We start from the raw sequence: 24,425 nt of genomic DNA, 5'->3' as shown, positions 1-24,425 counted from the left end.
TCTAGTTCGCCGGTTTCAGGACTGCTGAAAGATAACCCGAATCGCCGGCCATATCGGCCAGCTCGTCGGGGAAGTCGAAACCATGAGCCGCGTAGGCCGAGCGGGTGGGTTGCACCGTCACGTCCCAGCCCCGCGCGGCGAGATAGTCGCGTGCGGTGGTCCGCTCGCCCGAATAGAACAGGTCCATCAGGTCCACGTCGGAGCCGACCTTCTTGGACCACTCGCTGACCCGCTGCGACCAGTTCTCGGTGAGCGTCTTGACGTCCATGTGTTCGGTGCCCAGCCGGCTTCCCGGGGCACTGAGCGCGGTGATGTTGTCGAACAACCGATCCTGCGCCTCTGGCGGCAGATAGATCAGCAGCCCTTCGGCAATCCAGACGGTCGGAGTCGACGGGTCGAAACCGTTGGCCCGCAAGGCCGTCGGCCAGTCGTCCCGTAGGTCGACCGGCACGGTGTGATGCGTCGCGGCCGGCTCGGCCCCGAGCTCGGCCAGCGTGCGTGTCTTGAATTCCAGCACGGCCGGCTGGTCCACCTCGAACACCACAGTGTCGGCGGGCCAATCCAACCGGTAGGCGCGGGTATCCAGGCCCGAGGCCAGGATCACCGCCTGGCGAATTCCGGCGGCGGACCGGAAGATGTCGTCGAAAAACTTGGTGCGCACCGCGATCTGCTCACACATCCGCTGCCGGTCCAGCATCAGATCACCCTCGACGCACACCTCGCCGTCGGCGAGCCGGATGCTGTGTTCGAGGCCGACGGCCCGGACCAACGCGTCGGCATACGGGTCGTTGATGAGCGGATCGGGTTGCTTGGTGGCCAACGCCCGTGAGGCCGCGACACCGGTCGCGGTTGCCCCGACGCTGGTGGCCAGATCCCAGGTGTCACCTTCGGTGCGTGCCATGTCTTGCTCCTAATCTCGAATAGCGGTGACCGCTAATGAATGACTTTGCGACGCAGCGGCTTCCCCGGTGGGGAAGGGGCGTCCGTATTCGGCGAACACCTCCGGGCGCGGCCGCGCGGTCACCGACCACCCGCCGGCGGTGAGGTACTCGACCACCGAGTTGCGTTCGCCGTCGTACCAGAGGTTGGCCAAGTCGAGATCCAGACCGTGCTCACGCCACTGGTCGCTCATCGCCCGGCCGCGGTCGCGCAGCGCAGCCGAGATGTCGGGATGAAACTCCGTAGCCAGCCGGCTGCCCGGGGCGCTGAGCGCCGTGATGTTGTCGAACAACCGGTCCTGCGCCTCTGGCGGCAGGTAGGCCAGCAGGCCCTCCGCGCTCCAGGCGCTGGGCGCGCCCGGGTCGAACCCCGCGTCACGCAGCGCCGCGGGCCAGTCTTCCCGAAGATCGACGGCGACGGTGCGGCGTTCCGCCGCGGGGGCGGCACCGATCCGGGCCATGGCCGCGGATTTGGCGCCGAGCACCTGCGGCTGGTCGATCTCGTACACCACGGTGCCGTCCGGCCACGGCAACCGGTAGGCGCGGGCGTCCAGGCCCGAGGCCAGGATCACCGCCTGGCGGATACCGGCCTGACCGGTCGAGGCGAAGAAGTCGTCGAAGAACCTCGTCCGGACCGCCATCACCCCGATCATCAGCTGCGCGCCCTCGGCCAGTTCGCCGTCGAGTTCGATCTCACCGTCGACGAGCTTGGTGAAGAACTCGACCCCCACCGCACGCACCAACGCCGCAGCAAAGGGATCGCGGATCAGCGGATCGGGTTCGGCACTCGCGATCGCGCGGGCCGCGGCCACCATCGTCGCCGTGGCGCCCACGCTGGAGGCCAGATCCCAGGAGTCGGCGTCCGAACGTGCCATTGCCCGGGTGCTCCTTACTTCTCGGCGCTGATGTAGAGCACCGACGCCGCGTGGGCCTCGTCCTCGACCGGGGGCAGGCCGGTGCGGATCAGCAGATCGTTCGAGGAGATGCCGGTCGCGTTCCAGGCATGCCCTTGCAGATAGGTCAGCACGTCAGCGCGGTCGCCCAGGAAGATCAACTCGTTGAGGTCGATGTCGAGGCCGTGGGCGCGCCAGCGGTCGGTGAATTCCTGCATCCGGGCCCGGATGGTCTCCTCGTCGTTGGTCTCGGTGGCGGGCACGCCCTCGACGCCGAGGCGGCTGCCGGGTGCACTGAGCGCGGTGATCTGGTCGAGCAGCCGATCCTGGGCGTCGGCCGGCAGATAACCCAGCAACCCCTCGGCGATCCAGGCCGTCGGCGCCGACGGGTCGAAGCCGGCCTCGGCCAGCGCCGTGGGCCAGTCGAACCGCAGGTCGACGGCGACGGTGCGCCGGTCGGTCGTCGGGACGGCGCCGAGCTCGGCCATGGTCTCGGTCTTGAACTTCGTCACTTCGGGCTGGTCGATCTCGTAGACGACGGTGCCGTCCGGCCACGGCAGCCGGTATGCCCGCGAGTCCAGTCCGGCCGCCAGGATGACCGCCTGCCGGATCCCGGAGCGGCCCGCGGCCAGAAAGAAGTCGTCGAAGAAACGGGTGCGCGCCGCCATGCCGTTGGCGAACCGGATCAGGCCGGTCGCCGCCTCCTCGTCGAGGCCCTCGGTGGTGAAGTTCTCGTCGACCAGCTTGGTGAAGAACTCCATGCCGACGGCGCGGACCAGGGGAGCGGCGAACGGGTCGTCGATCACCGGATCGTCGGCGTTGGTGGCCATCGCGCGGGCAGCCGCGACCATCGTTGCCGTGGCGCCCACGCTGGAGGCCAGATCCCAGGTGTCGTCAGCCGTACGGGCCATGAATTCCCCTTAATTCAGTCGAAAGCTCAGTGCAGATGATGTGTTAGTTAGGTGGCATAACCAGCTGGCGCCGACTGTACGCCGCAAAACTGAAGAGAGCCTTAGTCTCGGATCGGGCTGATCGATGCGGGTGCATGCACGGTCCACCCCGTCGCGACTGTTACTCTCGTAGACTGATTTGGCGGCTGAGTCCGCAGGCTGCGCGCCTGCAGGGCGGCCGTACATGACTTTGACCAAGACGCTGGCACCCACCAGCCCCATTTGGCACGCCGCGCTGAGAGGTCGGCTGCGCAGGAGGAAGAGTGCTTTCGGCTTTCATCTCGTCGCTGCGAACGGCCGACCTCAGACGCAAGATTCTGTTCACGCTCGCAATGGTGATCCTGTACCGGGTCGGGGCCACCCTCCCGTCTCCGGGGGTCAACTACCCGAACGTCCAGAAATGCATCGAGCAGGTCAGTGGTGGCGATTCGGCACAGGTCTACTCCCTGATCAACCTGTTCTCCGGTGGCGCCCTGCTGCAGTTGAGCGTGTTCGCGGTCGGCGTCATGCCCTACATCACCGCCAGCATCATCGTGCAGCTGCTGACGGTGGTCATCCCGCGCTTCGAGCAGCTGCGTAAAGAGGGTCAGGCCGGCCAGGCCAAGATGACCCAGTACACCCGTTACCTCGCCATCGCACTGGCGATCCTGCAGGGCACCAGCATCGTGGCGCTGGCCGCCAACGGCGGACTCATGCAGGGCTGCAGCCTCGACGTCATCCAGGACAGCTCGATCTTCGGTCTGATCGTCATCGTGCTGGTGATGACCGCAGGCGCGGCGCTGGTGATGTGGATGGGTGAGCTGGTCACCGAGCGCGGCATCGGCAACGGCATGTCGCTGCTGATCTTCGCCGGTATCGCCGCCCGCATCCCGGCTGAGGGCCAGATGATCCTGGAGTCTCGCGGCGGGCTGGTGTTCGCCCTGGTCTGCGGTGCCGCACTGCTGATCCTCGCCGGTGTCACGTTCGTCGAGCAGGGCCAGCGCCGTATCCCGGTGCAGTACGCCAAGCGCATGGTGGGCCGCAAGATGTACGGCGGCACGTCGACCTATCTGCCGCTGAAGGTCAACCAGGCCGGCGTCATCCCGGTGATCTTCGCGTCGTCACTGATCTACATCCCGATGCTGGTCACCCAATTGATCCGCAGCGGCAGCTCCAACCCGGGCACCGGCTGGTGGGACACGTTTGTGGCCGACCACCTGACCAACCCGGCCGACGGGGTCTACATCGCCGTCTACTTCGGTCTGATCATCTTCTTCACGTACTTCTATGTGTCGATCACGTTCAACCCCGACGAGCGTGCCGACGAGATGAAGAAGTTCGGCGGGTTCATCCCGGGCATCCGCCCCGGAAAACCGACCGCCGACTACCTGCGGTTCGTGCTGAGCCGGATCACCCTGCCGGGTTCGATCTACCTCGGCGTGATCGCTGTCCTGCCGAACGTCTTCCTGCAAATGGGCAGCGGGGCGACGCTACAGAATCTGCCATTTGGCGGTGTTGCGGTTCTCATCATGATCGGTGTCGGCTTGGACACCGTCAAACAAATCGAGAGCCAGCTCATGCAACGTAACTACGAAGGGTTCCTCAAGTGAGAGTCGTTCTACTCGGACCGCCCGGTGCGGGCAAAGGCACGCAGGCAGAGAAGCTGTCCGAGAAGCTCGGCATCCCGCAGATCTCCACCGGCGACCTGTTCCGGAAGAACATCGGCGACGGCACCCCGCTGGGGCTGGAGGCCAAGCGCTACCTCGATGCCGGCAATCTCGTGCCCGCGGAGCTGACCAACCGGCTCGTCGAGGACCGTATCGACCAGGAGGACGCGGCGGCCGGCTTCATTCTCGACGGCTACCCGCGCTCCGTCGAGCAGGCCGGTGCACTCAAGGAGATGCTCGCCGCCCGCAACACCAAGCTGGACGCGGTGGTGGAGTTCCAGGTGTCCGAGGATGAGTTGCTGACCCGCCTGAAAGGGCGTGGCCGCGCCGACGACACCGACGAGGTGATCCGGAACCGAATGAAGGTCTACCGCGAAGAGACCGAGCCGCTGCTGGAGTACTACCGCGACGACCTGAAGACCGTGGATGCGGTGGGTGGCCTCGACGAGGTGTTCGCCCGCGCATTGCAGGCACTGGGTAAGTGATCGGGTTGCCGGGGTTGCGCAAGCGCAAGGTTGTCGCGCAGCGCAGCGCCGGAGAACTGGATGCGATGGCGGTAGCCGGGGCGCTGGTCGCCTCGGCCCTGCGTGCCGTGCAGGCGGCCGCCAAACCCGGGGTGTCCACGCTGGAGCTGGACCAGGTCGCCGAAGCCGTCATCCGCGACGGGGGCGGCACCCCGTCGTTCCTCGGCTATCACGGTTTCCCGGCCAGCATCTGCTCCTCCGTCAATGACCGTGTGGTGCACGGCATTCCGTCGGCCGGTGAGCTCCTGGCCGCCGGTGACCTGGTGTCCATCGACTGCGGCGCGATCGTCGAGGGCTGGCACGGGGATTCGGCCGTGACGTTCGGCGTCGGTGCGCTGATCCCGGCCGACGAAGCGCTGTCGGCAGCTACCAAAGCGGCCATGGAGGCCGGCATCGCCGCGATGCTCCCCGGAAACCGGCTCACCGACGTCTCGCACGCCATCGAGGTCGAGACCCACGCGGCCGAGGCGCGCCACGATCGCAAGTACGGCATCGTCGACGGCTACGGTGGCCACGGCATCGGCCGGCAGATGCACATGGACCCGTTCCTGCCCAATGAAGGGGCACCCGGGCGCGGCCCGTACCTGGCGCCGGGCTCGGTGCTGGCGATCGAACCGATGCTCACCCTGGGCACCCGCGAGACCGTGATCCTCGACGACGAGTGGACCGTCGTCACCGCCGACGGCACCCGCGCCGCGCACTGGGAGCACACCGTCGCCGTCACCGAAGACGGCCCGCGCATCCTCACCAAGTAGGTTTGCCGGCAATTTCGCGCGGCGGCTCTGGCGCCGACCTCCTGGCAAAGGTTCTAATTGAACCGGATCACCGCCAACGTCGTATCACAGACGGAGGTTGGGAATGGACGATCCGGAGGCCGCGATGATGCGGGTGCTCTACGACGAACACGCCGGAGCGCTGTGGCGCTACGCCCTGCGGCTCACGGGTGATCGGGCCCGGGCCGAGGACGTGGTGCAGGAGACGCTGCTGCGGGCCTGGCGTCACCCGGAGGTCACCGCGGACGAGGCCCGATCGGCGCGCGCCTGGCTGTTCACCGTCGCCCGTAACATGATCATCGACGAACGCCGGAGTGCCCGGTTTCGCAACGAAACCGGGGTATCCGACCCCGAACAGGTGGCAGAGCATTCCGGCGTCGCCGGCGCCCCCGACCAAGTGGATACCGCGTTGGATCGAATCTTGCTGACCACAGCCCTGAGCCAACTGTCCGACGATCACCGGGCGGTCATCCGCCGTGCCTACTACCAGGGCTGGACAACCGGCCAGATCGCCGAGGACCTGCACATACCGGAGGGCACCGTGAAATCACGGCTGCACTACGCGGTGCGCGCGCTACGACTCAACCTGCAAGAGATGGGGGTGACACGATGACGCAGTTCGGTGTGCCCCACATTCCTGATCCGGTGGAATCCGACCGGTACCGGACCTGGGATGCGGCCTACGTGCTGGGATCGCTGGACGGCGCTGAACGCCGTGAGTACGAGGCGCATCTGCAGGGGTGCGCGCAATGCCGTTCCGCAGTGGCGGAATTGAGCGGTATGCCCGCCTTGCTGGCCATGCTCGACCTCGACGACGTGCGTGCGCTCGAGGCCGACGAACCGGATCCGCCGCTTCGTCCCGAGGTGCTGGATTCCGTCCTGGCCAAGGTCCGTTGGCGGCGACGCCGGTTGCGCTGGGTGACCACGGCGGCGGTCGGCGTGGCAGCCGCTCTGCTGGCCGTCGGCGTCGTGATCGGTATCCGCCCCGAGGCGTTCGGCCTGCACAGCGGTGGCGAGCAGCAGAACGCGCAGATGATGACGATGTCCAAGATGTCGGATACGCCGATCAACGCCAGCATCGCCATGACCGGCTACTCCTGGGGCACCCGCATCGACATGGCGTGCAGTTACGGCAGCTGGGGCAAGCAGGACACACCGCCACAGAACCTGGGCATGGTGGTGATCGGCCGCGACGGCAGCCGCCACGAGGTGGCGACCTGGCTGGGATTGTCCGGGGCCACCGCACTGCCCAGCGGCAACACCCAGATGCCGATGGCCGATATCGCTGCGGTGCAACTGGTTACGTCTCCCGACGGCACCGTGCTGCTGGAAAAGAAGCTCTGAATCCGTTTTCGTCGGTTTTCGGCGTTGGTTGAACCCAGAACGTCCGCGGGTCGTGTCACACGGCAGAACGCGGAAGTAGGTGACCAATGGCCAATCGGCACAGGGTCGTGGACCACATCGTCGACCATCTGGCGGCGACCGGGATTACGCACATCTTCGGTGTCGACGGCGCCAACATCGAAGACCTCTACGACGCGGCATACTTCTGTGACGGCATCACCGCGGTACTGGCCAAACACGAATTCTCCGCGGCGGCAATGGCTGACGGCTACAGCCGCAGCGGAGCCGGACTGGGCGTGGTGGCCGCGACTTCGGGCGGCGGCTGTCTCAACACCGTGCCTGGGTTGGCCGAATCGTTGGCCAGCCGGGTCCCGGTACTGGCGCTGATCGGACAGGCGCCGACGGTGCTCGACGGTCGAGGTGCGTTCCAGGACACCAGCGGGGACAACGGAAGCCTCGACGCGCAGGCCGTGTTCTCCGCGGTGTCGGTGTATTGCCGCCGGGTGCTGGATCCCGACGACATCCGTACCGCGTTGCCAGATGCGATCGCGGCCGCACGTACCGGCGGACCGGCGGTGTTGTTGCTGCCCAAAGATATTCAGCAAACACTGCTCGACGAGTGGACAGGCCTGGAGGGCAACGAAATCCCTTCTTCGGTGGCTGGTTCCGATCTGATCCGGCTCGAGCGGGCGCTGCGCGACGCCGACGGTCCGATCACGATCATCGCCGGTGAACAGGTGGCCCGTGACGATGCGCGTACCGCCCTGGAATCACTGCGGACCGCACTGCGGGCCGCCGTGGCCACCGTGCCCGATGCCAAGGACGTGGCGGGGATCCCAGAACCCGGCTCGTCCATCGGATTGGGGGTGGCCGGGGTGATGGGCCATCCCGGGGTGTCCGCCACCGCGGCGCGCAGCGCGTTGTGCCTGCTGGTCGGCACCAGGATGCCGGTGACGGCCCGGGCCGGCCTCGACGACGTGTGGGCCGCCGTGCCGACCTACTCGATCGGCGCGCGGGAGCCCTACCTGTCGTGTCGCCACATCCACTCCGACGATCTACGTGAGTCGCTGATGCATCTGGCCCGCGCCGTGAGCCGGTCCGGCAGCGTTGCGCGGCGGGAACCGAATGCCTTCGCGCCCAGCGAGTTGCGACCACCGGACCATCACGGCCCGGGCATCCGGTACCGCGCCGCGATGACCGTCCTGGATACGGCCCTGCCGCACGGCACCGACCTCGTGGTCGATGCGGGCAACATCGGCGCCGCGGCGATCCATTACCTACCGGTTCGGCGTGACGGCCGCTTCATGGTGGCGCTCGGCATGGGCGGCATGGGCTACAGCTTCGGGGCCGGCATCGGGATGACGTTTCACCGGGCCCACGATGGCCGCAGCCGCACCGTGGTGATCGCCGGCGACGGCGCATTCTTCATGCACGGCATGGAGATCCACACCGCAATCCAGTACCGGCTGCCGATCACCTTCCTGCTGTTCGACAACCACGCGCACGCCATGTGCGTCACCCGCGAACAGGTGTTCTACGGCAACCGCTACTCCTACAACCGGTTCGGGCCGAGCCGGCTGGGTGCGGGGCTGGCCGCGATGTTCCCCGGACTGCCCGCCGTCGACGTCACCGAGATCGATCAGTTGCCCGAAGCGTTGCAGGTGGCATTGGCCACCGACGGTCCCTCGGTGCTCAGCATCGAATGCTCGGCCGACGAGATCCCGCCGTTCGCCGCGTTTCTCACCGAATCCGACCAACCCGCAGAGGAGAACAGGCGTCATGTCACTGCCCGCGCTTGAGGACATCACGGCCCATCGGGCCACCCGCGACCCGCTCGACGGGTTGATCCGGATCGAGACCTCACCCAAGGAGAAGGCCACGCCGATCATCATGGACATGATGCGGTCGGTCTATCCGCATGATCAGGTGTTCGGTCAATACTGCACGGTCAACGACTACATCGATTGCCCACCCGATGAGTTGTTCGACTATCTGTCCGACACCCGCTGTTTGGAGGAGTGGACCTACAGCTTGCGAGGATTCACCCAGACTGAACAGCCCGATATGTGGCTGGCCCACGACCGGCTCGGGGCCGGGCCGGCCGGGCCGGGCAGCGAGCTCTACACCCGCACCGTGGCCCACCGCGATGCGCTGACCGTCGACTACCACTGTGCCTGGGATCAGGGCAAGCACCTGTGGATGATCTACCTGATGCGCATCGTCGACGCGCAGCTCGTCTTCGACAAGCCGGGATCGGTTGTGCTGTGGACCAATTGCCACCATCCGTTCTACGACGAGAACCCCTACCCCGAGACCGCGCCACCGGGACGTGGTGTCTGGGTCGGCGACTTCTGGGACATGTTCGGTCCCGGTCACCTGCTGGAGTTACACAACCTCAAGGCGATCGCCGAATACCGCTACCGCAACGGCCTTCCGGTCACCCCGGCCTGGATGAGGTGAGACATGACGACCAACCCCGTCAGCCTCGTCGACGTCTCCACCTATCTGCCCGGTGAGCCGATCGCTGCCGACTACTACGCCGGATTCGCCGAAACCGATGAGCTGGCCGAGCACATGATGTTCCGTGCGCCGCGATTCCGCCATCACATCGGACCCGACGAAACCGCGATCGACATGGTGGAACAGGCGGCCGCCGGGGTGATCGAGCGTCACGGCGCCGACGTCGTCACCGGCGCCGACGTGCTGATCACCCACACCCAGTTGCCCGATACGCCGTTCTACGGCAGCGGTGGAGGTATCGCGCACCGCCTCGGGATGAAGCCGAGCTGGGTGATCGACCTGCACAACGGCGGGTGCGCGGCATTCGTCCTCGCGCTGAAAGTCGCCCGTACACTGCTCAATTCGGGTGAGGGACACACCGCGGTGATCGCAATCGCGCAGAACGCGGCCGGGCAGATCTTCGACCAGCCCACGATCCGGCGTAAAGCTCAGGCCGCGGTCCCCGGCGACGGTGCGGCGGTGGGCCTGGTGACCCGCTCTGATGTGTCGCCGATCCTCGACGTGGAATGCCGTACCTACGGCGAATACGCGGGGGAGATGACCATCGCCGTCGACCCGCCGCGCAAGTGGTGGCAACCGGGCCCGGGGGAGGGCTGCATCGGCTTCACCGAAAGCAAGATCACCAAGGTGCTGGCGCGGGGTAACCGGCAGGTTCCCGAGGTGTCCTACGCGGTCTGTGACCGGATCGGGATCGCGCCCAAAGACGTCGACCTGCTCGTCACGAACCAACCCAACCGGGTGTTCCTGCGGAACTGGCGGGAGGCGCTGGAACTGCCGGCCGACCGCCATGTCGACACCTTTGACGAGTGCGGAAATCTTTTCGCCGCAGGAATTCCCGTCAATCTGGATCGGGCGGTGACGGAGGGGCGGGTCAAGGCCGGCGACACCGTCCTGATGGCGGCGTTTGCCCACGCCGGTGATTTCGCGGGCGCCGCGGCGGTGCGGTGGGGCGGGCGCACGGCCGTCGGGGCCGATGTGAGGACCGCCTGATGGCGGCGCCCCGCACCGCGCTGCTCGACGCAGTGGGGGCATTGCCGCAGGCGGTCAATCCGTTGGCGTTGTCGCTCAACGAATGTCCCTTCCCGCCGCTTCCTGCGGTGCGCTCGGCGCTGCGCGCCTGCGATGGCGCGGCCAACCGGTATCCGGAGTTCCTGCCGCAGCGGTTGCGCTCGTTGATCGCCGATCATGACGGGATATCCGAAGAACAGGTGATCGTGGGTGCCGGCGCGACGGGCGTCATCATGCAGGTGCTGCATGCGGTGACGAGTCCTGGTGACACGATGGTGATGTCGGCGCCGACGTTCGACGGATATCCGATCTTCGCCCAGATGGCGCGATTGCAGACGGTGACGGTTCCGCTCGATGCGCACGGCCGTCACGATCTGCAGGCGATGGCCGAGGTCGCACGGCAAGCCCGGGTGGTGGTGGTCTGCCGCCCGCACAACCCGACGGGCACCATCGAGCCGGCCGGCGAGATCGAGCGGTTCCTGAGCCGGCTGCCCGCCGACACCGTCGTCGTGTTGGACGAGGCGTATGTGGAGTTCCTGTCCGCCGCGGACCGCATCGACGGCCCGAACCTGGTCCGCCGGTTCGGCAATGTCGTGGTGGTGCGGACGTTTTCGAAGGCCTACGGGCTGGCCGGCCTGCGGATCGGCTACGGCTTCTGCGCCCCAGATCTCGGCCGATCGTTGTGGCGGATGCAGCTGCCGTTCGGCGTCGGCCTCAACGCCCAGGTCGCCGTCGCTGCCTCGTACGCTGCGGAACGCCAGCTGCGCCAACGGATCCGGATGATCACCGCGGAGCGGCGGCATCTCCAGGTGCGGCTGCGTGCGGCGGGCGTGTACAACACCGACGCGCGGGCCAACTTCGTGTTCCTGCCCGGCCGGGCCGCACCGTGGTCGTCGGTGTTCGACGGCAGCGGACTTCAACTACGCCATTACCCCGACGGGGGGGTACGGATCACCGTCGGATCACGGCAGTCCACCCGCGCGGTGCTCGATGCGGTGACGGCCGCACGCTGAGTGGAACCGATCGCGGCGTAACGGGTGGAATGCGCGGTGCCCGCGCGGTGATGCGGTAAGAAGAGGCGTGACCTCACCACCGGACAAGCGGGACCCCATCGCGCAGGCCCGCGCGAACTGGGAGGCCGCCGGCTGGGGCGAGGTGGCCGGCGGCATGGTCGCGGTGACCTCGGTGATGCGGGCCCACCAGATCCTGCTGGCCCGGGTCGAGACCGCGTTGCGGCCCTACGATCTGAGCTTCTCCCGGTTCGAGCTGCTGCGGTTGCTGGCCTTCAGCCGGTCCGGCGCGCTGCCGATCACGAAGGCATCCGATCGGCTGCAGGTGCATGTCACCAGCGTCACGCACGCGATCCGCCGGCTGGAGGCCAACGGCCTGGTGGAACGGATCCCGCATCCCACCGACGGGCGCACCACACTGGTACGCATCACCGACCTCGGCCGCTCGACGGTGGAGGACGCCACCGTCACCCTCAACGAGCAGGTGTTCGCCGATGTCGGGATGTCGGAGGAACAATCCCAGGCCCTGGTGTCCTCGATCGAGACGTTGCGCCGACACTCCGGGGATTTCTGAAGCCTAGGCCGCCCGAGCGAACCCGCCTACTCTCGAAGTCAGGCGAGGGGAGTGAGATGAACGCCAAGCGACTCAGTGCGGCGCTGGGTGCCGTCGCGGTCATGCTGCTCGCGGCCTGCAGCACCACCACCACCGGCGTGGCCACCGCACCCGACGACGTCACGCCCTTCACCACGACATCGAAGGCGCCCAGCCGAACGAAGACCCCGACCACACGCGCAGCGCCGGGCGGTGGTTCGGCGTCGTTACCGCCCGCGGCGTATGCCGAGGTTCGTGCCGCCGGAATCGAAGGGTCCGACAGCGCCATCCGCAACCAGCTGATCATGGCGTGCATCATGGGCAACGGCAGCTTCAACAAGACCAAGCAGGACGTCGTCGACGTACTGACCCAGATGGGCAGCAAGCTCCCGCCCGATGCGTTGATGACGATCGTGAACGTGGCGATCAAGTACGAGTGCCCCGACCTCGCCGGGAAACTCGGCGGTTAATCGGCGATCTGCAGGCTGAGGAACTCCGGGGCCTTGATCACCCGGCGCAGCATGAAGCGGATGAACGCGGGCATGTCCGTGGCGTTCTCGTCGCGGTAGACCTTCGGTTCGATCAGCCGGTACCGGTGACGCCGCGTCTCGAGTTCGCATCCCCCGGCGGCCAGCACATTGCGGACCCAGTCGGACTCGGAGCCGTACGTCAGCGCGATGACGTAGCCGTGCTGCCGACGAAACGCCCACAGCGGGGTCCGGAAGATCCGGCCGGACTTGCGCCCGCGGTGGATCACCACCGCCCAGCCGGGTGCCCAGGGCGCGATGAACCGGGTGAGGCGATTGAGGCCGGCCTTGTTGGCCTTGGCAACCCATCGTGGTGCAGGCATCGGGTGACTCCTCGGGGTTGTTCACTACTGGATCGGCGCGGGCAACGGGATGGCCGCGGTGACGGTGGTGCCCGCGCCCGGCCGGGACCGGATGTGCAACCGCCCGCCGACGATCTCGGCACGCTCGGCCATCGACAACAGGCCGTAGCCACCCATCTCGTCGCTGCCCAACGGATGCTCGAACGTGTCGAAACCTTTTCCGTCGTCGACGATTTCGAGGCGGGCGACCCCGTCCTCGACGCCGAACGTCAACCGCGCCCGCTCCGCTTCGGCGTGTTTGACGACGTTCTGCAGGCACTCCTGGGCAATCCGGTACAGCGCCAGCTCGATGTGGTCGGGCACTCGGGTCTCGGCCAGATCGACCTCGATCATCGGCCGGGGGATCGAGCGGGCCAGGCTGGCCAGCCCGCCGGACAGGCCGAGGTCGTCGAGGACCGGTGGGCGCAGCCCGCTGATCGCGGCCCGGGCCTCCTGCAACGTCAGCGCGACGAGTTCCCGCGCGGCCGCCAACTGTTCGGCCACCACCTGCGGTTCGGCGGCCCGGGCTGCGGCGTCGAGCCGGTAGGACAACGTCACCAGCCGCTGGGAGATCCCGTCGTGAATGTCGCCGGCCAGCCGGCGTCGCTCGAGCTCCTGGGCCTCGATCACCTGCTCGACGAAATTCTCGTGCGCGCGCTCACGGGCCACCAGCCGGCGGTGCAGACGGGCCTGATGCAATGCGCCGGCGATCAGCCGGCCGATCACCAGCAGCAGCTCGACGTCCCGTGGGGTGAACTCGCGGCGGTCGACCGTGTGCACGTTGAGCACGCCGACCAGCCCGCCCGGCCCGGTCTCCATCGGCACCGAGACCATCGAGGTGAAGTCGCGTCCGCGCAGCGACTCGAACGGTTTGTACCGCGGATCGGACTCCTTGTCGTGGCTGATCACCACGGGTTGGCGGTGGCTGGCCACCCAACCGGAGATACCCTGCCCGAGCGGTAACCGGATCTTGCCGATCTCGGCGTCGAACGGCGGGGTGGCCCCGGCCAGCGTCAGGGAGCGGTCGGAGTCGTCGAGCACGTGCACGAAGCACACGTCGGTGGCGGTGGCCGCGGTGATCATCCGGGCGGCCGCGGCGGCCAGCGGCTCCACTCCCGGACCACTCGAGGCGGCCTGGATGAGCTCACGCAGCAGGGCCAGCTCACGATCGGCGGTCAGGTCGATCGGGCCGAGTTCGCGGGCCGGCTTGTCGGTCACTGGTAGATGCCCTCCCGCAACGCCGTGGCCACGGCGCCGGCCCGGTCACTCACCCCGAGCTTGCGGTAGATCGAACGCAGGTGGGTCTTCACGGTCTCCTCACCGATCACCAACTTGTTGGCGATCCCGCGGTTGGACAGGCCCGTGACGACGAACGACAGGATCTCGCTCTCCCGCTGGGTCAGGCCCTGGCGCACGCCGGGCCAGAACTCGTCGCGCTGCAACCGGGCCGCGGTGCCTGCGGCGCGGGCCGCCATGCCGGGATCGATCGCCGTCTGGCCGCTGTGGGCGAACTCCAGCTGACGCACGAGCTCGTCACTGCTGATGCTCTTCAGCAGATACCCGGCGGCCCCCACCCGCAGCGCCTGGAACAGGTACTGCTCGTCGTCGTAGACCGACAGCATTACCACCCGGCGGTCCGGATCGCGTTCGCGCAGCGTCCGGCACAGGTCCAGCCCGCTGCAGCCCTCCATCCGGACGTCGCACAGCACGATGTCGGGGTCCAGCGTCTCGATCACACTCAGAGCCCGCTCGGCACCGACCGCCTGGCCGACGACCTCGACCCGGTCGCTGAACGTGGCAAGCATGGCCTTGAGACCCTCGATGACCATCTCGTGGTCGTCGACCAGCACAAGGCGCACCGGACTGGAGGGCGCCATGGCATCACCCTAAAGGGGGTGGCCGCGTCGGTGGCCGAACTTCCACTGCCCAATCCCCCGTAGGGGGGACGCGCCGCCGTTGTGACCTACGACACTCTCGATGCGTGACCACACCACAGGAGAAGTCATGGCGTGCCGGGCGGTTCTGGTGGGACTGTCCGCAGGCCGAGAGCCGGCCCCATCCGCTGCGGGCGCTGATCCTCGATCTCGACGCGCTGACCGACCTCGATGTCGACGGCCATCGCGTCGTGTTCAACGCCGCATTCGCCGCGCACGACCTACCCATCCAATGGGGTGTCGCCCGGTATCGGCAGCTGCTGGCACTACGTGACGAGCGTCAGCGGGTCACCGCTGAGCTGCGTAAGCGCTGCGTGGGGCCGGAATGCGATGTGCTCACCGAAGTGCTCGCCGACGAGATCTGCATGACCAAGGACATGATGTTCGACGAGATGATCCTCGGCGCCGGTCTGACGCCCCGGCCGGGTCTGGTGGATCTGATGAACGACGCGTTCCTGGCCGGTCTGCCGGTCGGGGTGGTGGCCGCCGGTCGCCGGCGCTGGGCAGAGCCGCTGATCCGGCAACTGGTCGGTGACGGCCTGGTGGAAACCGTGGTGACCACCGACGACGTCAGCGCCCCCGGGCTGTACCCGCACGTGCTGGCGGAACTGGGTGTGCCCGGACCCGACGCGCTTGCGATCACGGGATCGGCGATGGGTCTGCGCGCCGGCGCCGACGCCGGGATGGCCGGCGTGCTCATCGATCCGTACGCCGGCGCGCTCTGCCCCGCGGCGATCGCCGTCCGGCCCGATTTCGCCGGGGGTGATCCGCTGCGCCTGCCGGCGTGCCAGCGGTTGCATACCCAATGGTGGGCTCAGCGCAGTCCGACGGCGGCGTAACTTCCGCGATTGTCAGCCGCGAAGCGTCTCGATGATCGCGCTGAAGTCCTTGTCGGCGTGCTCTTGAGCAAAGTCGGCGTAGATCTGAGCCGCGTGGGTTCCCAACGGCGCCGAGGACTTGGTCGACATCACCGCTGCCATCGCCAACCCCAGGTCCTTGTTCATCAGCGCGGTGGCGAACCCCGGCGTGAAATCGTTGTTGGCCGGTGACGTCGGAACCGGGCCTGGCACCGGACAATTCGTATGCACCGCCCAGCAGTTGCCGGTCGCGCCGGTGACCACATCGAACAATGACTGAGCCGACAGGCCCAGCTTCTCGGCCAGGACGAAAGCCTCACCGACCGCGATCTGCTGCACCGCGAGCACCATGTTGTTGCAGAGCTTGGCGGCCTGGCCGGTACCCGATCCGCCGCAGTGGATGATCTTGCCTGCCATGGGATCCAGCACCGGACGGGCGCGCTCGACCGCGTCGTCGGAGCCGCCGACCATGAACGCCAGCGTGCCGGCGGTGGCGCCCTTCACGCCGCCGGACACCGGGGCGTCGATCTGGGCGTGGCCGTGTTCGCCTGCTTTCGCGTGAATCTCGCGGGCATCGTCGACGGAGATGGTGGAGGTGTCGATGAACAACGTGCCCTTCGGCGCGACGGGCAGCACCTCGGCGTAACACGCCTTGACGATGTTGCCGTTGGGCAGTGAGGTGATCACCACTTCGGCGTCGCCGACGGCCTCGGCGCCGGTGTCGAAAACCTTGACGCCGTTGGCTTCAGCGGCTGCCTTCGACGCCGGCACGGGATCGAACCCGTGCACGGTATGGCCTGCGGCGACCAGGTTGGCCGCCATCGGACCACCCATGTGTCCCAAACCGAGGAACGCGATCGTGCTCACGTAGATCTCCTATGCAGAGTTGCGCACGCGCGACGATTCGGAGCGCCCGATCACCACACGCATGATTTCGTTGGTTCCCTCAAGGATGCGATGTACCCGCAGATCCCGGACGATTTTCTCCAGACCGTACTCGCGCAGATACCCATAGCCGCCGTGGAGCTGCAACGCCTTGTCGGCGACCTCGAAGCAGGTGTCGGTGACGTACAGCTTGGCCATCGCGCACAGCGTCACCTTGTCGGGGTGATCGGAATCGAGCGCGGACGCCGCCCGCCACAACATGTTTCGCGACGTCTCCAGACCGGTGGCCATGTCGGCCAACGTGAACCGGATGGTCGGCTCGTCGAGCAGGGCGCCGCCGAACGCCTGGCGGTCGGCCAGGTAGCTCAGGGTCTTGTCGTAGGCCGCCTGCGCACCACCGAGCGAGCAGGCGGCGATGTTGATCCGCCCGCCGTTGAGCCCGTTCATCGCGATCCCGAAACCCGTGCCCTCGGTGCCGCCCAGCAGCGCCTCAGCCGGAACCCGGGCGCCCTCGAAGATCACCTGCGCGGTGGGCTGGGCGTTCCAGCCCATCTTCGCCTCGTTGGGCCCGAAACTCAGCCCCGGCGTGTCTTTTTCGACCACGAAGGTGGAGATCCCCTTGGGGCCGTCCGCTCCGGTACGGGCCATGACGATGTAGACATCCGACGCGCCGGCACCGGAGATGAACTGCTTGACGCCGTCGAGCACGTAGTCGTCGCCGTCGCGCACCGCCCGGGTCCGCAGTGCGGCCGCGTCGGACCCGGCGCCCGGCTCGGTCAGGCAGTAACTCGCGATCGCCTCCATCGAGGCCAGCTTCGGCACCCACGTCTTGCGCTGTTCTTCGGTGCCGAAGCTGTCCACCATCCACGCGCACATGTTGTGGATGGACAGGAACGCCGCCAGGGTGGGGTCGGCAGCGGCGAGCGCGGTGAAGATGCGCACCGCATCCAGTCGGCGCAGCCCGCTGCCGCCGGTGTCCTCACTGCAGTAGATGGCGCCCATGCCGAGCTCGGCCGCCTCACGCAATACGTCGGTGGGGAAGTGGTGAGTCTCGTCCCACTCCAACGCGTATGGCGCGATGCGCTTCTCGGCGAACGCGGCCGCCGTATCGGCGATCACGCGTTCGTCGTCATCCATCTCGAACATGTGCGTGCCCGAACTACTTGAAGGTCGGGATGACGAACTCGGCGCCATCCTTGATGCCCGACGGCCAGCGCTCGGTCACGGTCTTGACCTTGGTGTAGAACTGGATCGACGCGGTGCCGTACTGGTTCAGGTCGCCGAAGCCCGACCGCTTCCAACCGCCGAAGCTGTGGTAGGACACCGGAACCGGGATCGGCACGTTCACGCCGACCATGCCGACCTGCACGCGCGAGACGAAGTCCCGGGCGGCGTCGCCGTCGCGGGTGAACACCGCCACGCCGTTGCCGTACTCGTGCTCCGACGGCAACCGCAGGGCTTCTTCATAGTCGTGGGCGCGCACGATGCACAGCACCGGGCCGAAGATCTCGTCGGTGTAGATCGACATGTCGGCGGTGACGTTGTCGAAGAGGGTGGGGCCGATGAAGTAGCCCTTGGATAGATCCTCGTCACCGAAGGTCAGATCGTCGCTGGCCCGTTCGCGGCCGTCGACCACCAACTCCGCGCCGGCCTCGACGCCCTGGTTGATGTAGTCCTTGACGCGTTCCAGGGCGGCGCCGGTGACCAGTGGCCCGTAGTCGGCCTTGGGGTCCAGGCTGTGGCCGACCCGCAGCTGGTTGATCCGCTCGACCAGCCTGGCGCGCAGGCGATTCGCGGTTTCCTCACCGACCGGCACCGCCACACTGATCGCCATGCAACGCTCGCCGGCGCTGCCGTAACCGGCGCCGATCAGGGCGTCGACGGCCTGATCCAGATCGGCGTCGGGCAGCACGATCATGTGGTTCTTGGCGCCGCCGAAGCACTGGGCGCGCTTACCGTGCGCGGCCGCACCGGAGTAGATGTACTGCGCGATGTCCGACGAGCCGACGAAGCCGACGGCCTTGATGTCGGGATGTTCCAGGATCGCGTCGACGGCTTCCTTGTCGCCCTGCACGACCTGCAGCACACCCGGGGGCAGGCCCGCCTCGGTGAACAGCTCGGCCAGCCGCAGCGGCACCGAGGGATCGCGCTCGGAAGGCTTGAGGATCAAAGCGTTGCCGCAGGCCAGGGCCGGTCCGGCCTTCCACAGCGGAATCATCGCCGGGAAGTTGAACGGGGTGATGCCGGCGACCACGCCCAGCGGTTGGCGAATCGAGTAGACGTCGATGCCGGTGCCGGCGCCCTCGGTGAACTCGCCCTTCATCAGGTGCGGGATGCCGACGGCGAACTCGATGACCTCGATGCCGCGCTGGATGTCACCGTGTGAGTCGGCGACGGTCTTGCCGTGTTCCTTGGAGAGCAGTTCGGCCAGCTCGTCGGCGTTCGCGTTGACCAGCTCGATGAACTTCATCAGCACGCGGGCACGGCGCTGCGGGTTGTAGGCCGCCCACTCCTTCTGGGCCTTCACGGCCGAGGCGACCGCGTTGTCCACATCGGCGGCCGAGGCCAGCAGGACCTGGGCCTGGACCTGTCCGGTACTGGGGTTGAGCACGTCGGCGGTGCGGGTCGACCCGGCGTTGGTGCGCTGGCCGTCGATGTAGTGCTGAATTTGTGTGGTCATGACATCCATCCAAAGAAATATGCGCAGCGGTAGCAGAGTGGTACAGCCCGGAAAGACCCGAGATACTTGGATATCCTAGTAATCGTCTGAAGTGTTTGGCAAGGGTTCAGCCGAGAGGTTCGGCCGCGGCTCCGAACGGGGCGCGACCCGTCACTCCGTCACCGGAAGCGTGGCCCCGGTCGCCAGTTCGGCGTACCCGCGCATCAACCGCAGCGCGATGACGCGGTCGAGGTCGGGATCCCGCGCCACGATGCGGTAGCCGAGATAATCCTCCATGGCCATCAACGTCATCGCGATGTCGCGGGCCGGTGCGGCCAGGTTGAACGTGCCTGCAGCAGAGCCGTTTTCGAGAATCCTCACGTAGAGGCTCACCTGCCGGTGATAGATGTGCTGGACATCGCGGCGTTGGTCGAGTTCGAACCCGGCGGCCAGCACCGCCCGCCAGATCGCCCGCCACTCGGCATCGTCTGCCCCGCTGGGCAGGCCGGCGGCGATGGTCAGCGCGAGCTGATCGCCGGCGTTGTCCAGCCGGTCCACCGCGGCGAGTCGGTCGTCATAGAACCGGCTGTCGGAGCGTTGCGCCAACTCTGAGAGCAGCTGGTCCATCTCCCGGAAGTAGTACCGCACGGCGTTGGGGGTGAGCCCGAGCTCGGCGGCGACATCGGCGATGCGCAGCGTGGCCAGGTCGTGATGCTCGATCAACGCGATCGCCGCGTCGAGGATCTCCTCGCGTCGTTGTGCCTGTCGGTTTGGCCGTGCCACAGCTCCATCCTTACCGATTTCCCCGTTTCGGTTGCGCCGGAGGGCACCCGAGGTCATTATTTTCCGATCGTGAAAAAAACTCGAGCAACGGAGGCCGCATGACCAATGGCTCCCAACCATCGCGGGCCCGGGCCCGCGACATCGGCGTCGTCATAGGTGAGCACCCCACCGGTGAGCACAACGCCATCACCGACGTGGCCGGGGTGCGCGTGGGGCACACCACGATCCAGCAGCCCGGCCCGAATCCGGTGAACACCGGGGTGACCGTCGTCGTCCCACATCCCGGCATCTTCACCGAGCCGGTGTTCGCCGGTACCCACCGCCTCAACGGCAGCGGTGAGCTCACCGGGGTCGAGTGGATCCGGGAATCCGGCGAGCTCACCACGGCCATCGGTCTGACCAACACCCACAGCGTCGGCGTCGTTCGCGATGCGTTGGTGGATGCCCAGGTGCAGGCCCGTGGCGAAGGCTTGTACTGGTCGCTGCCGGTGGTCGGGGAGACCTACGACGGGCTGCTCAACGACATCAACGGCCACCACGTGCGCGCCGAACACGTCCATGCCGCCCTGGCCGGGGCTTCGGGCGGACCGGTCGCCGAGGGCAACGTCGGCGGCGGCACCGGCATGATCTGCCACGGCTTCAAGGGCGGGATCGGCACCGCCTCCCGGGTCACCGACACCGCAGGCGGCCGCTACACCGTCGGCGCTCTGGTCCAGGCCAACCATGGTCGCCGCGAACGCCTCCGGATCAACGGTGCGCACGTCGGGGAGATGATCGGTCCGGACCTGGTCCCCACGCCGGAGCTGCCGACGGCATATGCGCCCGGCTCCGGCTCGATCATCGTCGTGATCGCCACCGACGCGCCGTTGCTGCCGCACCAGTGCACCCGGCTGGCGCAGCGCTCGGCCCTGGCCGTGGGGCGCCTGGGCGGAACCGGTGAACAGTACAGCGGCGATCTGATGCTGGCCTTCTCCACCGGCAACCGCGGCATCCCGCCCTACGCCTGGGACGAGAACGTCGACGTCGAGCGCCCCGAGATCCCGGTACGCATGATGGCTCCCCAGCTGATGACCCGGCTGTTCGACCTGGTGATCGAGGCCACCGAGGAGGCCATCGTCAACGCGATGGTGGCAGCCGAAACCCTTTCCGGCCGAGGCGGACTGACCGCGCACGCCCTCGACCACAAGCTGTTGCGCACCGCACTACTGCTGGAGGGACATTGAGCAGCCAACAGACCGTGACCACCGGCGAACAACAGCGCCTGCACGGAAAACTCGGCCCGGTCGGGGTGGTGTTCATGGTGGTTGCCGCCGCCGCGCCGCTGACCGTGATCGGCGGCAACATGCCACTGGGCATGGGCCTGGGCAACGGCGCCGGGGCCCCGGTCGGATTCCTGATCGCCGCCCTGGTGCTGCTGGTGTTCAGCGTCGGATTCGTGGCGATGACACCCTATGTGCCCGAGGCGGGTGCCTTCTTCTCCTATGTGACGCTCGGGCTCGGTCAGCGACTGGGCAATGGCATCGCCGCAGTCGCCCTGATCGCCTACACCGCAATCCAAGTGGGCATCTACGGTTATATCGGCTGGGCCATCGACGACACCGTGCGGTTCTACGGCGGCCCGCAAATCCCTTGGCCGGTCTACTCGTTGGCCACGCTGGCCATCGTGGCGCTGCTGGGTTACCGGCACATCGACCTGAGTGCCAAAGTGCTCGGAGTGGCCCTGGTGTGCGAGATCGGCATCGTGGTGCTGCTCGATCTGGTGATCGTGGCCGATCCCGGCCCGGCCGGGCTCAGCCTGACATCGTTCACACCGGGGGTGTTCACCAACGGTGTGCTCGGCATCGCGGTGCTTTTCGCGCTCACCGGGTTCATCGGCTTCGAGGCCACCGCCGTGTTCCGCGACGAGGCCCGCGACCCCGAACGCACCATTCCGCGGGCCACCTACGCCGCGGTGCTGCTGATCGGTGGCTTCTACGCGCTGACCTGCTGGGCCTTCGTGGTGGCGATCGGCCCGGATCAGGTCGCCGAGGTGGCCCAGCGCACCCTCGACGGAGAGGCCAACATGCTGCTGGACACCACCAACGACAACCTGGGCCGGCTCGGGCGTGACATCGTCAACGTGCTGTTGTTGACCAGCCTGTTCGCCTGCGTCTTGTCGTTCCACAACGTCATCGCCCGCTATCAGTTCGCGCTGGCCCGAAAAGGCTTGCTGCCCAAACCGCTTGCCACCGTGCATGATCGGCACGGTTCACCGTCGGTGTCCTCGGTGGTGCAAACCGTCACCGCCGCGGTGATCGTGAGCATCCTGGCGGTCCTCGGAGTCGACCCGTTGGTCGGCGTGTTCGGCTCGATGGCCGGGGTGGCCACCGTCGGGATGGTGCTGCTGATGCTCACCACGTCGGTGGCGGTGCTGGTGTACTTCGTGCGCCACCCCGAGCACGCGCGGGGACGCCTCTGGCAGACCCGCATCGCTCCGATGCTGGCCTGTGCCGGACTGCTCGGCAGCCTGTGGCTGGTGCTCACCAACTTCACCCTGGTGACCGGAGGCAGCGTGACGCTCAGCGCCGTCCTGGCCGCGATTCCGTTCGCCGGCCTGCTGGTGGGCGCGCTGGCGAGCAGGCCGGGCTCACCTCAAGCGTGAGCCTGGGCCCGGGCGCGTAGCTCCTCGACGAACGCCCGGGCCTCCTCCCACGTCGGCAACAGCCCTCTCGCACGCACCTGCTCCAGGGTGGGGGCGGCGGCATCTCGCTCCGAGAGCACCGGTTCGCCCTCGATCGGCCAGTCGATCCCGAGGTCGGTGGCCAGGATGGTGTGCTCGCGGTCCGGGCTGTAGGGCGCCGAACACAGGTACATCACCGTGGAGTTGTCCTCCAGCGACAAGAACGCGTGCCCCAAACCCTCGGACACATAGATCGAGCGCCGGTCGCGTTCATCCAGCAGTACCGAATCCCACTGCCCGAAGGTGGGGGAGCCCACCCGGATGTCGACCACGACGTCGAGCACGGCGCCGCGCACGCAGGTCACGTACTTGGCCTGGCTGGGCGGCACTTGGGCGAAATGCACGCCGCGCAGCACTCCGGCTGCCGACACCGAGCAGTTGGCCTGCCGGACATCGAGGCGGTGCCCGGTCATCTCGGCGAAGCCGGCCTCGGTGAACCACTCGAAGAACATGCCGCGCGCATCACCGTGCAATTTGGGCGTGATCTCCCAGGCGCCGGGGATGCTCAACTCGCGCGCCGTCACTGGCCACGCTCCGCGTAATTCGCCTCCACGGCGTCTTTGAGTGGGCGCCACCAGGATTCGTTCTCGCGGTACCAGTCGATCGTGGCCTGCAGGCCCTCGTCGAAATCGGTGTGCTTGGGCGCCCAGCCCAGTTCGTCGTGCAGGGCCGACGGGTCGATCGCGTAGCGCAGATCGTGACCGGCCCGATCGGTCACGTGGTCGAAGTCGTCGGGGTCGCGGCCCATCAGGCGCAGCACGGTGCGCATCACCGTGAGGTTGTTGCGCTCGCACTCGGCGCCGATCAGGTACGTCCGTCCGATGGAGCCGCCGGTCAGAATCCGCCACACCGCCGTGTTGTGGTCGTCGACGTGGATCCAGTCACGGACATTGGCGCCGGCGCCGTAGAGCTTGGGCCGCCGGCCGGTGAGGACATTGGTGATCTGGCGCGGGATGAACTTCTCGACATGCTGATACGGGCCGTAGTTGTTCGAGCAGTTCGAGATCGTCGCCTGCACGCCGTACGACCGCACCCAGGCCCGTACCAGCAGATCCGCGGCGGCCTTGGTCGACGAGTACGGGCTCGACGGGTTGTACGGGGTGCCCGGGGTGAACCGGGCCGGATCGTCGAGCTCCAGGTCGCCGTACACCTCGTCGGTCGAAATGTGGTGCAGCCGAACGCCGTGCGCCCGCACCGCCTCCAGCACCGCATAGGTGCCGATGATGTTGCTGTGCAGGAACGGCTGCGGGTTCGCCACGGAGTTGTCGACGTGTGTTTCGGCGGCGAAGTGCACGACGGCGTCGGACTCGCCGACCAACTGGGTCACCAGATCGGCGTCGGCGACATCGCCCTGCACCAACCGGATTCGGTCGGCCACCGGTGCCAGCGATTCCTGACTGCCGGCATAGGTCATCGCGTCGAGCACGGTCACCGAGGTGGTGCGAGCCTCACGAAGGGCCAGATGCACAAAGTTCGCACCGATGAATCCGGCGCCGCCGGTGACCAGTAGCCGCATGGGTCA

General features: G+C 67.3%; 26 protein-coding genes. 14 read left to right on the top strand and 12 right to left on the bottom strand.

Annotation, left to right across the window (positions count from 1 at the left end; all coding sequences use genetic code 11):
- Position 1 precedes the first annotated feature (1 nt).
- Genes A5733_RS22985 through A5733_RS22975 form a run of 3 tightly spaced genes read right to left on the bottom strand, consistent with a single transcriptional unit; the run spans position 2 to position 2,742 of the window.
- Positions 2–901, bottom strand: coding sequence for a class I SAM-dependent methyltransferase (locus A5733_RS22985; protein WP_076241790.1), 900 nt, complete (start codon positions 899–901; stop codon positions 2–4).
- A gap of 9 nt (positions 902–910) precedes the next feature.
- Positions 911–1,813: a class I SAM-dependent methyltransferase gene (locus A5733_RS22980; RefSeq protein ID WP_076241789.1), complete on the bottom strand. Its 903-nt coding sequence runs from the start codon at positions 1,811–1,813 to the stop codon at positions 911–913.
- A gap of 14 nt (positions 1,814–1,827) precedes the next feature.
- Positions 1,828–2,742: a class I SAM-dependent methyltransferase gene (locus A5733_RS22975; RefSeq protein ID WP_076241788.1), complete on the bottom strand. Its 915-nt coding sequence runs from the start codon at positions 2,740–2,742 to the stop codon at positions 1,828–1,830.
- Between the two features lie 302 nt (positions 2,743–3,044).
- Here A5733_RS22975 and secY point away from each other — a divergent pair, with 302 nt between their 5' ends.
- The 11 genes from secY to A5733_RS22920 all read left to right on the top strand — a co-directional run bounded on the left by secY (position 3,045) and on the right by A5733_RS22920 (position 12,668).
- On the top strand, positions 3,045–4,370 hold the full coding sequence (gene secY, locus A5733_RS22970) for a preprotein translocase subunit SecY (RefSeq protein WP_067775278.1): 1,326 nt from the start codon (positions 3,045–3,047) through the stop codon (positions 4,368–4,370).
- Positions 4,367–4,912, top strand: a complete 546-nt coding sequence (locus tag A5733_RS22965; RefSeq protein WP_076241787.1) for an adenylate kinase — start codon at positions 4,367–4,369, stop codon at positions 4,910–4,912. The genes secY and A5733_RS22965 overlap by 4 nt, the downstream gene beginning before the upstream one ends.
- Positions 4,909–5,706, top strand: a complete 798-nt coding sequence (gene map, locus A5733_RS22960; RefSeq protein WP_076241786.1) for a type I methionyl aminopeptidase — start codon at positions 4,909–4,911, stop codon at positions 5,704–5,706. The genes A5733_RS22965 and map overlap by 4 nt, the downstream gene beginning before the upstream one ends.
- 103 nt (positions 5,707–5,809) lie before the next feature.
- On the top strand, positions 5,810–6,337 hold the full coding sequence (locus A5733_RS22955; RefSeq protein WP_067775272.1) for a sigma-70 family RNA polymerase sigma factor: 528 nt from the start codon (positions 5,810–5,812) through the stop codon (positions 6,335–6,337).
- Positions 6,334–7,068 carry an anti-sigma factor gene (locus A5733_RS22950; protein WP_076241785.1) on the top strand — a complete coding sequence of 245 codons (735 nt, stop codon included), beginning with the start codon at positions 6,334–6,336 and terminating at the stop codon, positions 7,066–7,068. The genes A5733_RS22955 and A5733_RS22950 overlap by 4 nt, the downstream gene beginning before the upstream one ends.
- An 86-nt stretch (positions 7,069–7,154) precedes the next feature.
- Positions 7,155–8,867, top strand: coding sequence for a thiamine pyrophosphate-binding protein (locus A5733_RS22945; RefSeq protein ID WP_076241784.1), 1,713 nt, complete (start codon positions 7,155–7,157; stop codon positions 8,865–8,867).
- The gene (locus A5733_RS22940; RefSeq protein WP_076241783.1) at positions 8,848–9,528 is read left to right on the top strand and encodes an SRPBCC family protein; all 681 of its coding nucleotides are present in this window, start codon (positions 8,848–8,850) and stop codon (positions 9,526–9,528) included. The genes A5733_RS22945 and A5733_RS22940 overlap by 20 nt, the downstream gene beginning before the upstream one ends.
- A gap of 3 nt (positions 9,529–9,531) precedes the next feature.
- The gene (locus tag A5733_RS22935; RefSeq protein WP_076241782.1) at positions 9,532–10,578 is read left to right on the top strand and encodes a 3-oxoacyl-ACP synthase III family protein; all 1,047 of its coding nucleotides are present in this window, start codon (positions 9,532–9,534) and stop codon (positions 10,576–10,578) included.
- On the top strand, positions 10,578–11,609 hold the full coding sequence (locus A5733_RS22930) for a histidinol-phosphate transaminase (protein WP_076241781.1): 1,032 nt from the start codon (positions 10,578–10,580) through the stop codon (positions 11,607–11,609). Before A5733_RS22935 ends, A5733_RS22930 begins: the two co-directional genes overlap by 1 nt.
- Positions 11,610–11,676: 67 nt before the next feature.
- Positions 11,677–12,180, top strand: coding sequence for a MarR family winged helix-turn-helix transcriptional regulator (locus A5733_RS22925; protein WP_067775253.1), 504 nt, complete (start codon positions 11,677–11,679; stop codon positions 12,178–12,180).
- A gap of 56 nt (positions 12,181–12,236) precedes the next feature.
- Positions 12,237–12,668, top strand: a complete 432-nt coding sequence (locus tag A5733_RS22920; protein ID WP_076241780.1) for a hypothetical protein — start codon at positions 12,237–12,239, stop codon at positions 12,666–12,668.
- Here the strand turns inward: A5733_RS22920 and A5733_RS22915 are convergent.
- Genes A5733_RS22915 through A5733_RS22905 form a run of 3 tightly spaced genes read right to left on the bottom strand, consistent with a single transcriptional unit; the run spans position 12,665 to position 14,943 of the window.
- On the bottom strand, positions 12,665–13,048 hold the full coding sequence (locus A5733_RS22915) for a nitroreductase family deazaflavin-dependent oxidoreductase (protein ID WP_067775246.1): 384 nt from the start codon (positions 13,046–13,048) through the stop codon (positions 12,665–12,667). The two genes, A5733_RS22920 and A5733_RS22915, sit on opposite strands and share 4 nt — an antisense overlap.
- A 24-nt stretch (positions 13,049–13,072) precedes the next feature.
- On the bottom strand, positions 13,073–14,251 hold the full coding sequence (locus A5733_RS22910) for a GAF domain-containing sensor histidine kinase (protein WP_067775346.1): 1,179 nt from the start codon (positions 14,249–14,251) through the stop codon (positions 13,073–13,075).
- Positions 14,252–14,280: 29 nt separating this feature from the next.
- On the bottom strand, positions 14,281–14,943 hold the full coding sequence (locus A5733_RS22905; protein ID WP_076241779.1) for a response regulator transcription factor: 663 nt from the start codon (positions 14,941–14,943) through the stop codon (positions 14,281–14,283).
- Positions 14,944–15,047: 104 nt separating this feature from the next.
- Here A5733_RS22905 and A5733_RS22900 point away from each other — a divergent pair, with 104 nt between their 5' ends.
- Positions 15,048–15,839: an HAD family hydrolase gene (locus A5733_RS22900; protein ID WP_076241778.1), complete on the top strand. Its 792-nt coding sequence runs from the start codon at positions 15,048–15,050 to the stop codon at positions 15,837–15,839.
- 12 nt (positions 15,840–15,851) lie between these two features.
- Here the strand turns inward: A5733_RS22900 and mmsB are convergent, their stop codons facing one another.
- From mmsB to A5733_RS22880, 4 genes are all read right to left on the bottom strand, one after another.
- Complete coding sequence (gene mmsB, locus A5733_RS22895) at positions 15,852–16,724, bottom strand: 3-hydroxyisobutyrate dehydrogenase (protein WP_076241777.1); 873 nt, start codon at positions 16,722–16,724, stop codon at positions 15,852–15,854.
- Between the two features lie 9 nt (positions 16,725–16,733).
- Positions 16,734–17,888 (bottom strand): isobutyryl-CoA dehydrogenase, encoded by a 1,155-nt coding sequence (locus A5733_RS22890; RefSeq protein ID WP_076241776.1) that lies wholly within the window; start codon positions 17,886–17,888, stop codon positions 16,734–16,736.
- Positions 17,889–17,901: 13 nt separating this feature from the next.
- A complete protein-coding gene (locus A5733_RS22885; RefSeq protein WP_076241880.1) occupies positions 17,902–19,422 on the bottom strand; it encodes a CoA-acylating methylmalonate-semialdehyde dehydrogenase in 1,521 nt (506 codons plus the stop codon).
- A 150-nt stretch (positions 19,423–19,572) separates the two neighbouring features.
- Positions 19,573–20,184, bottom strand: a complete 612-nt coding sequence (locus tag A5733_RS22880) for a TetR/AcrR family transcriptional regulator (RefSeq protein WP_231965819.1) — start codon at positions 20,182–20,184, stop codon at positions 19,573–19,575.
- Positions 20,185–20,282: 98 nt separating this feature from the next.
- Here A5733_RS22880 and A5733_RS22875 point away from each other — a divergent pair, with 98 nt between their 5' ends.
- Both A5733_RS22875 and A5733_RS22870 read left to right on the top strand, forming a co-directional pair.
- A complete protein-coding gene (locus A5733_RS22875) occupies positions 20,283–21,407 on the top strand; it encodes a P1 family peptidase (protein ID WP_076241775.1) in 1,125 nt (374 codons plus the stop codon).
- Positions 21,404–22,825, top strand: a complete 1,422-nt coding sequence (locus tag A5733_RS22870; protein WP_076241774.1) for an APC family permease — start codon at positions 21,404–21,406, stop codon at positions 22,823–22,825. The genes A5733_RS22875 and A5733_RS22870 overlap by 4 nt, the downstream gene beginning before the upstream one ends.
- On the opposite strand, the gene rfbC is transcribed toward A5733_RS22870, so the two are convergent.
- Entirely contained in the window at positions 22,816–23,427 is a 612-nt protein-coding gene (gene rfbC, locus A5733_RS22865) for a dTDP-4-dehydrorhamnose 3,5-epimerase (RefSeq protein ID WP_067775223.1), read from the bottom strand. The two genes, A5733_RS22870 and rfbC, sit on opposite strands and share 10 nt — an antisense overlap.
- The gene (gene rfbB / locus A5733_RS22860) at positions 23,424–24,419 is read right to left on the bottom strand and encodes a dTDP-glucose 4,6-dehydratase (protein WP_076241773.1); all 996 of its coding nucleotides are present in this window, start codon (positions 24,417–24,419) and stop codon (positions 23,424–23,426) included. Before rfbB ends, rfbC begins: the two co-directional genes overlap by 4 nt.
- Positions 24,420–24,425: the final 6 nt, after the last annotated feature.

Origin of the sequence: Mycobacterium sp. NS-7484, from assembly GCF_001953975.1 — a bacterium.
Lineage (GTDB): Bacteria > Actinomycetota > Actinomycetes > Mycobacteriales > Mycobacteriaceae > Mycobacterium.
The sequence above is the reverse complement of the archived record's forward strand: the minus strand, read 5'-3'. Positions and strand labels throughout refer to the sequence as shown.

Coding starts and splice junctions, on each gene's coding strand:
- A5733_RS22985 (WP_076241790.1), bottom strand. CDS start 901: ATGGCACGCACCGAAGGTGACACCTGGGATCTGGCCACCAGCGTCGGG.
- A5733_RS22980 (WP_076241789.1), bottom strand. CDS start 1,813: ATGGCACGTTCGGACGCCGACTCCTGGGATCTGGCCTCCAGCGTGGGC.
- A5733_RS22975 (WP_076241788.1), bottom strand. CDS start 2,742: ATGGCCCGTACGGCTGACGACACCTGGGATCTGGCCTCCAGCGTGGGC.
- A5733_RS22955 (WP_067775272.1), top strand. CDS start 5,810: ATGGACGATCCGGAGGCCGCGATGATGCGGGTGCTCTACGACGAACAC.
- A5733_RS22950 (WP_076241785.1), top strand. CDS start 6,334: ATGACGCAGTTCGGTGTGCCCCACATTCCTGATCCGGTGGAATCCGAC.
- A5733_RS22945 (WP_076241784.1), top strand. CDS start 7,155: ATGGCCAATCGGCACAGGGTCGTGGACCACATCGTCGACCATCTGGCG.
- A5733_RS22940 (WP_076241783.1), top strand. CDS start 8,848: ATGTCACTGCCCGCGCTTGAGGACATCACGGCCCATCGGGCCACCCGC.
- A5733_RS22935 (WP_076241782.1), top strand. CDS start 9,532: ATGACGACCAACCCCGTCAGCCTCGTCGACGTCTCCACCTATCTGCCC.
- A5733_RS22930 (WP_076241781.1), top strand. CDS start 10,578: ATGGCGGCGCCCCGCACCGCGCTGCTCGACGCAGTGGGGGCATTGCCG.
- A5733_RS22920 (WP_076241780.1), top strand. CDS start 12,237: ATGAACGCCAAGCGACTCAGTGCGGCGCTGGGTGCCGTCGCGGTCATG.
- A5733_RS22915 (WP_067775246.1), bottom strand. CDS start 13,048: ATGCCTGCACCACGATGGGTTGCCAAGGCCAACAAGGCCGGCCTCAAT.
- A5733_RS22905 (WP_076241779.1), bottom strand. CDS start 14,943: ATGGCGCCCTCCAGTCCGGTGCGCCTTGTGCTGGTCGACGACCACGAG.
- A5733_RS22890 (WP_076241776.1), bottom strand. CDS start 17,888: ATGTTCGAGATGGATGACGACGAACGCGTGATCGCCGATACGGCGGCC.
- A5733_RS22885 (WP_076241880.1), bottom strand. CDS start 19,422: ATGACCACACAAATTCAGCACTACATCGACGGCCAGCGCACCAACGCC.
- A5733_RS22875 (WP_076241775.1), top strand. CDS start 20,283: ATGACCAATGGCTCCCAACCATCGCGGGCCCGGGCCCGCGACATCGGC.
- rfbB (WP_076241773.1), bottom strand. CDS start 24,419: ATGCGGCTACTGGTCACCGGCGGCGCCGGATTCATCGGTGCGAACTTT.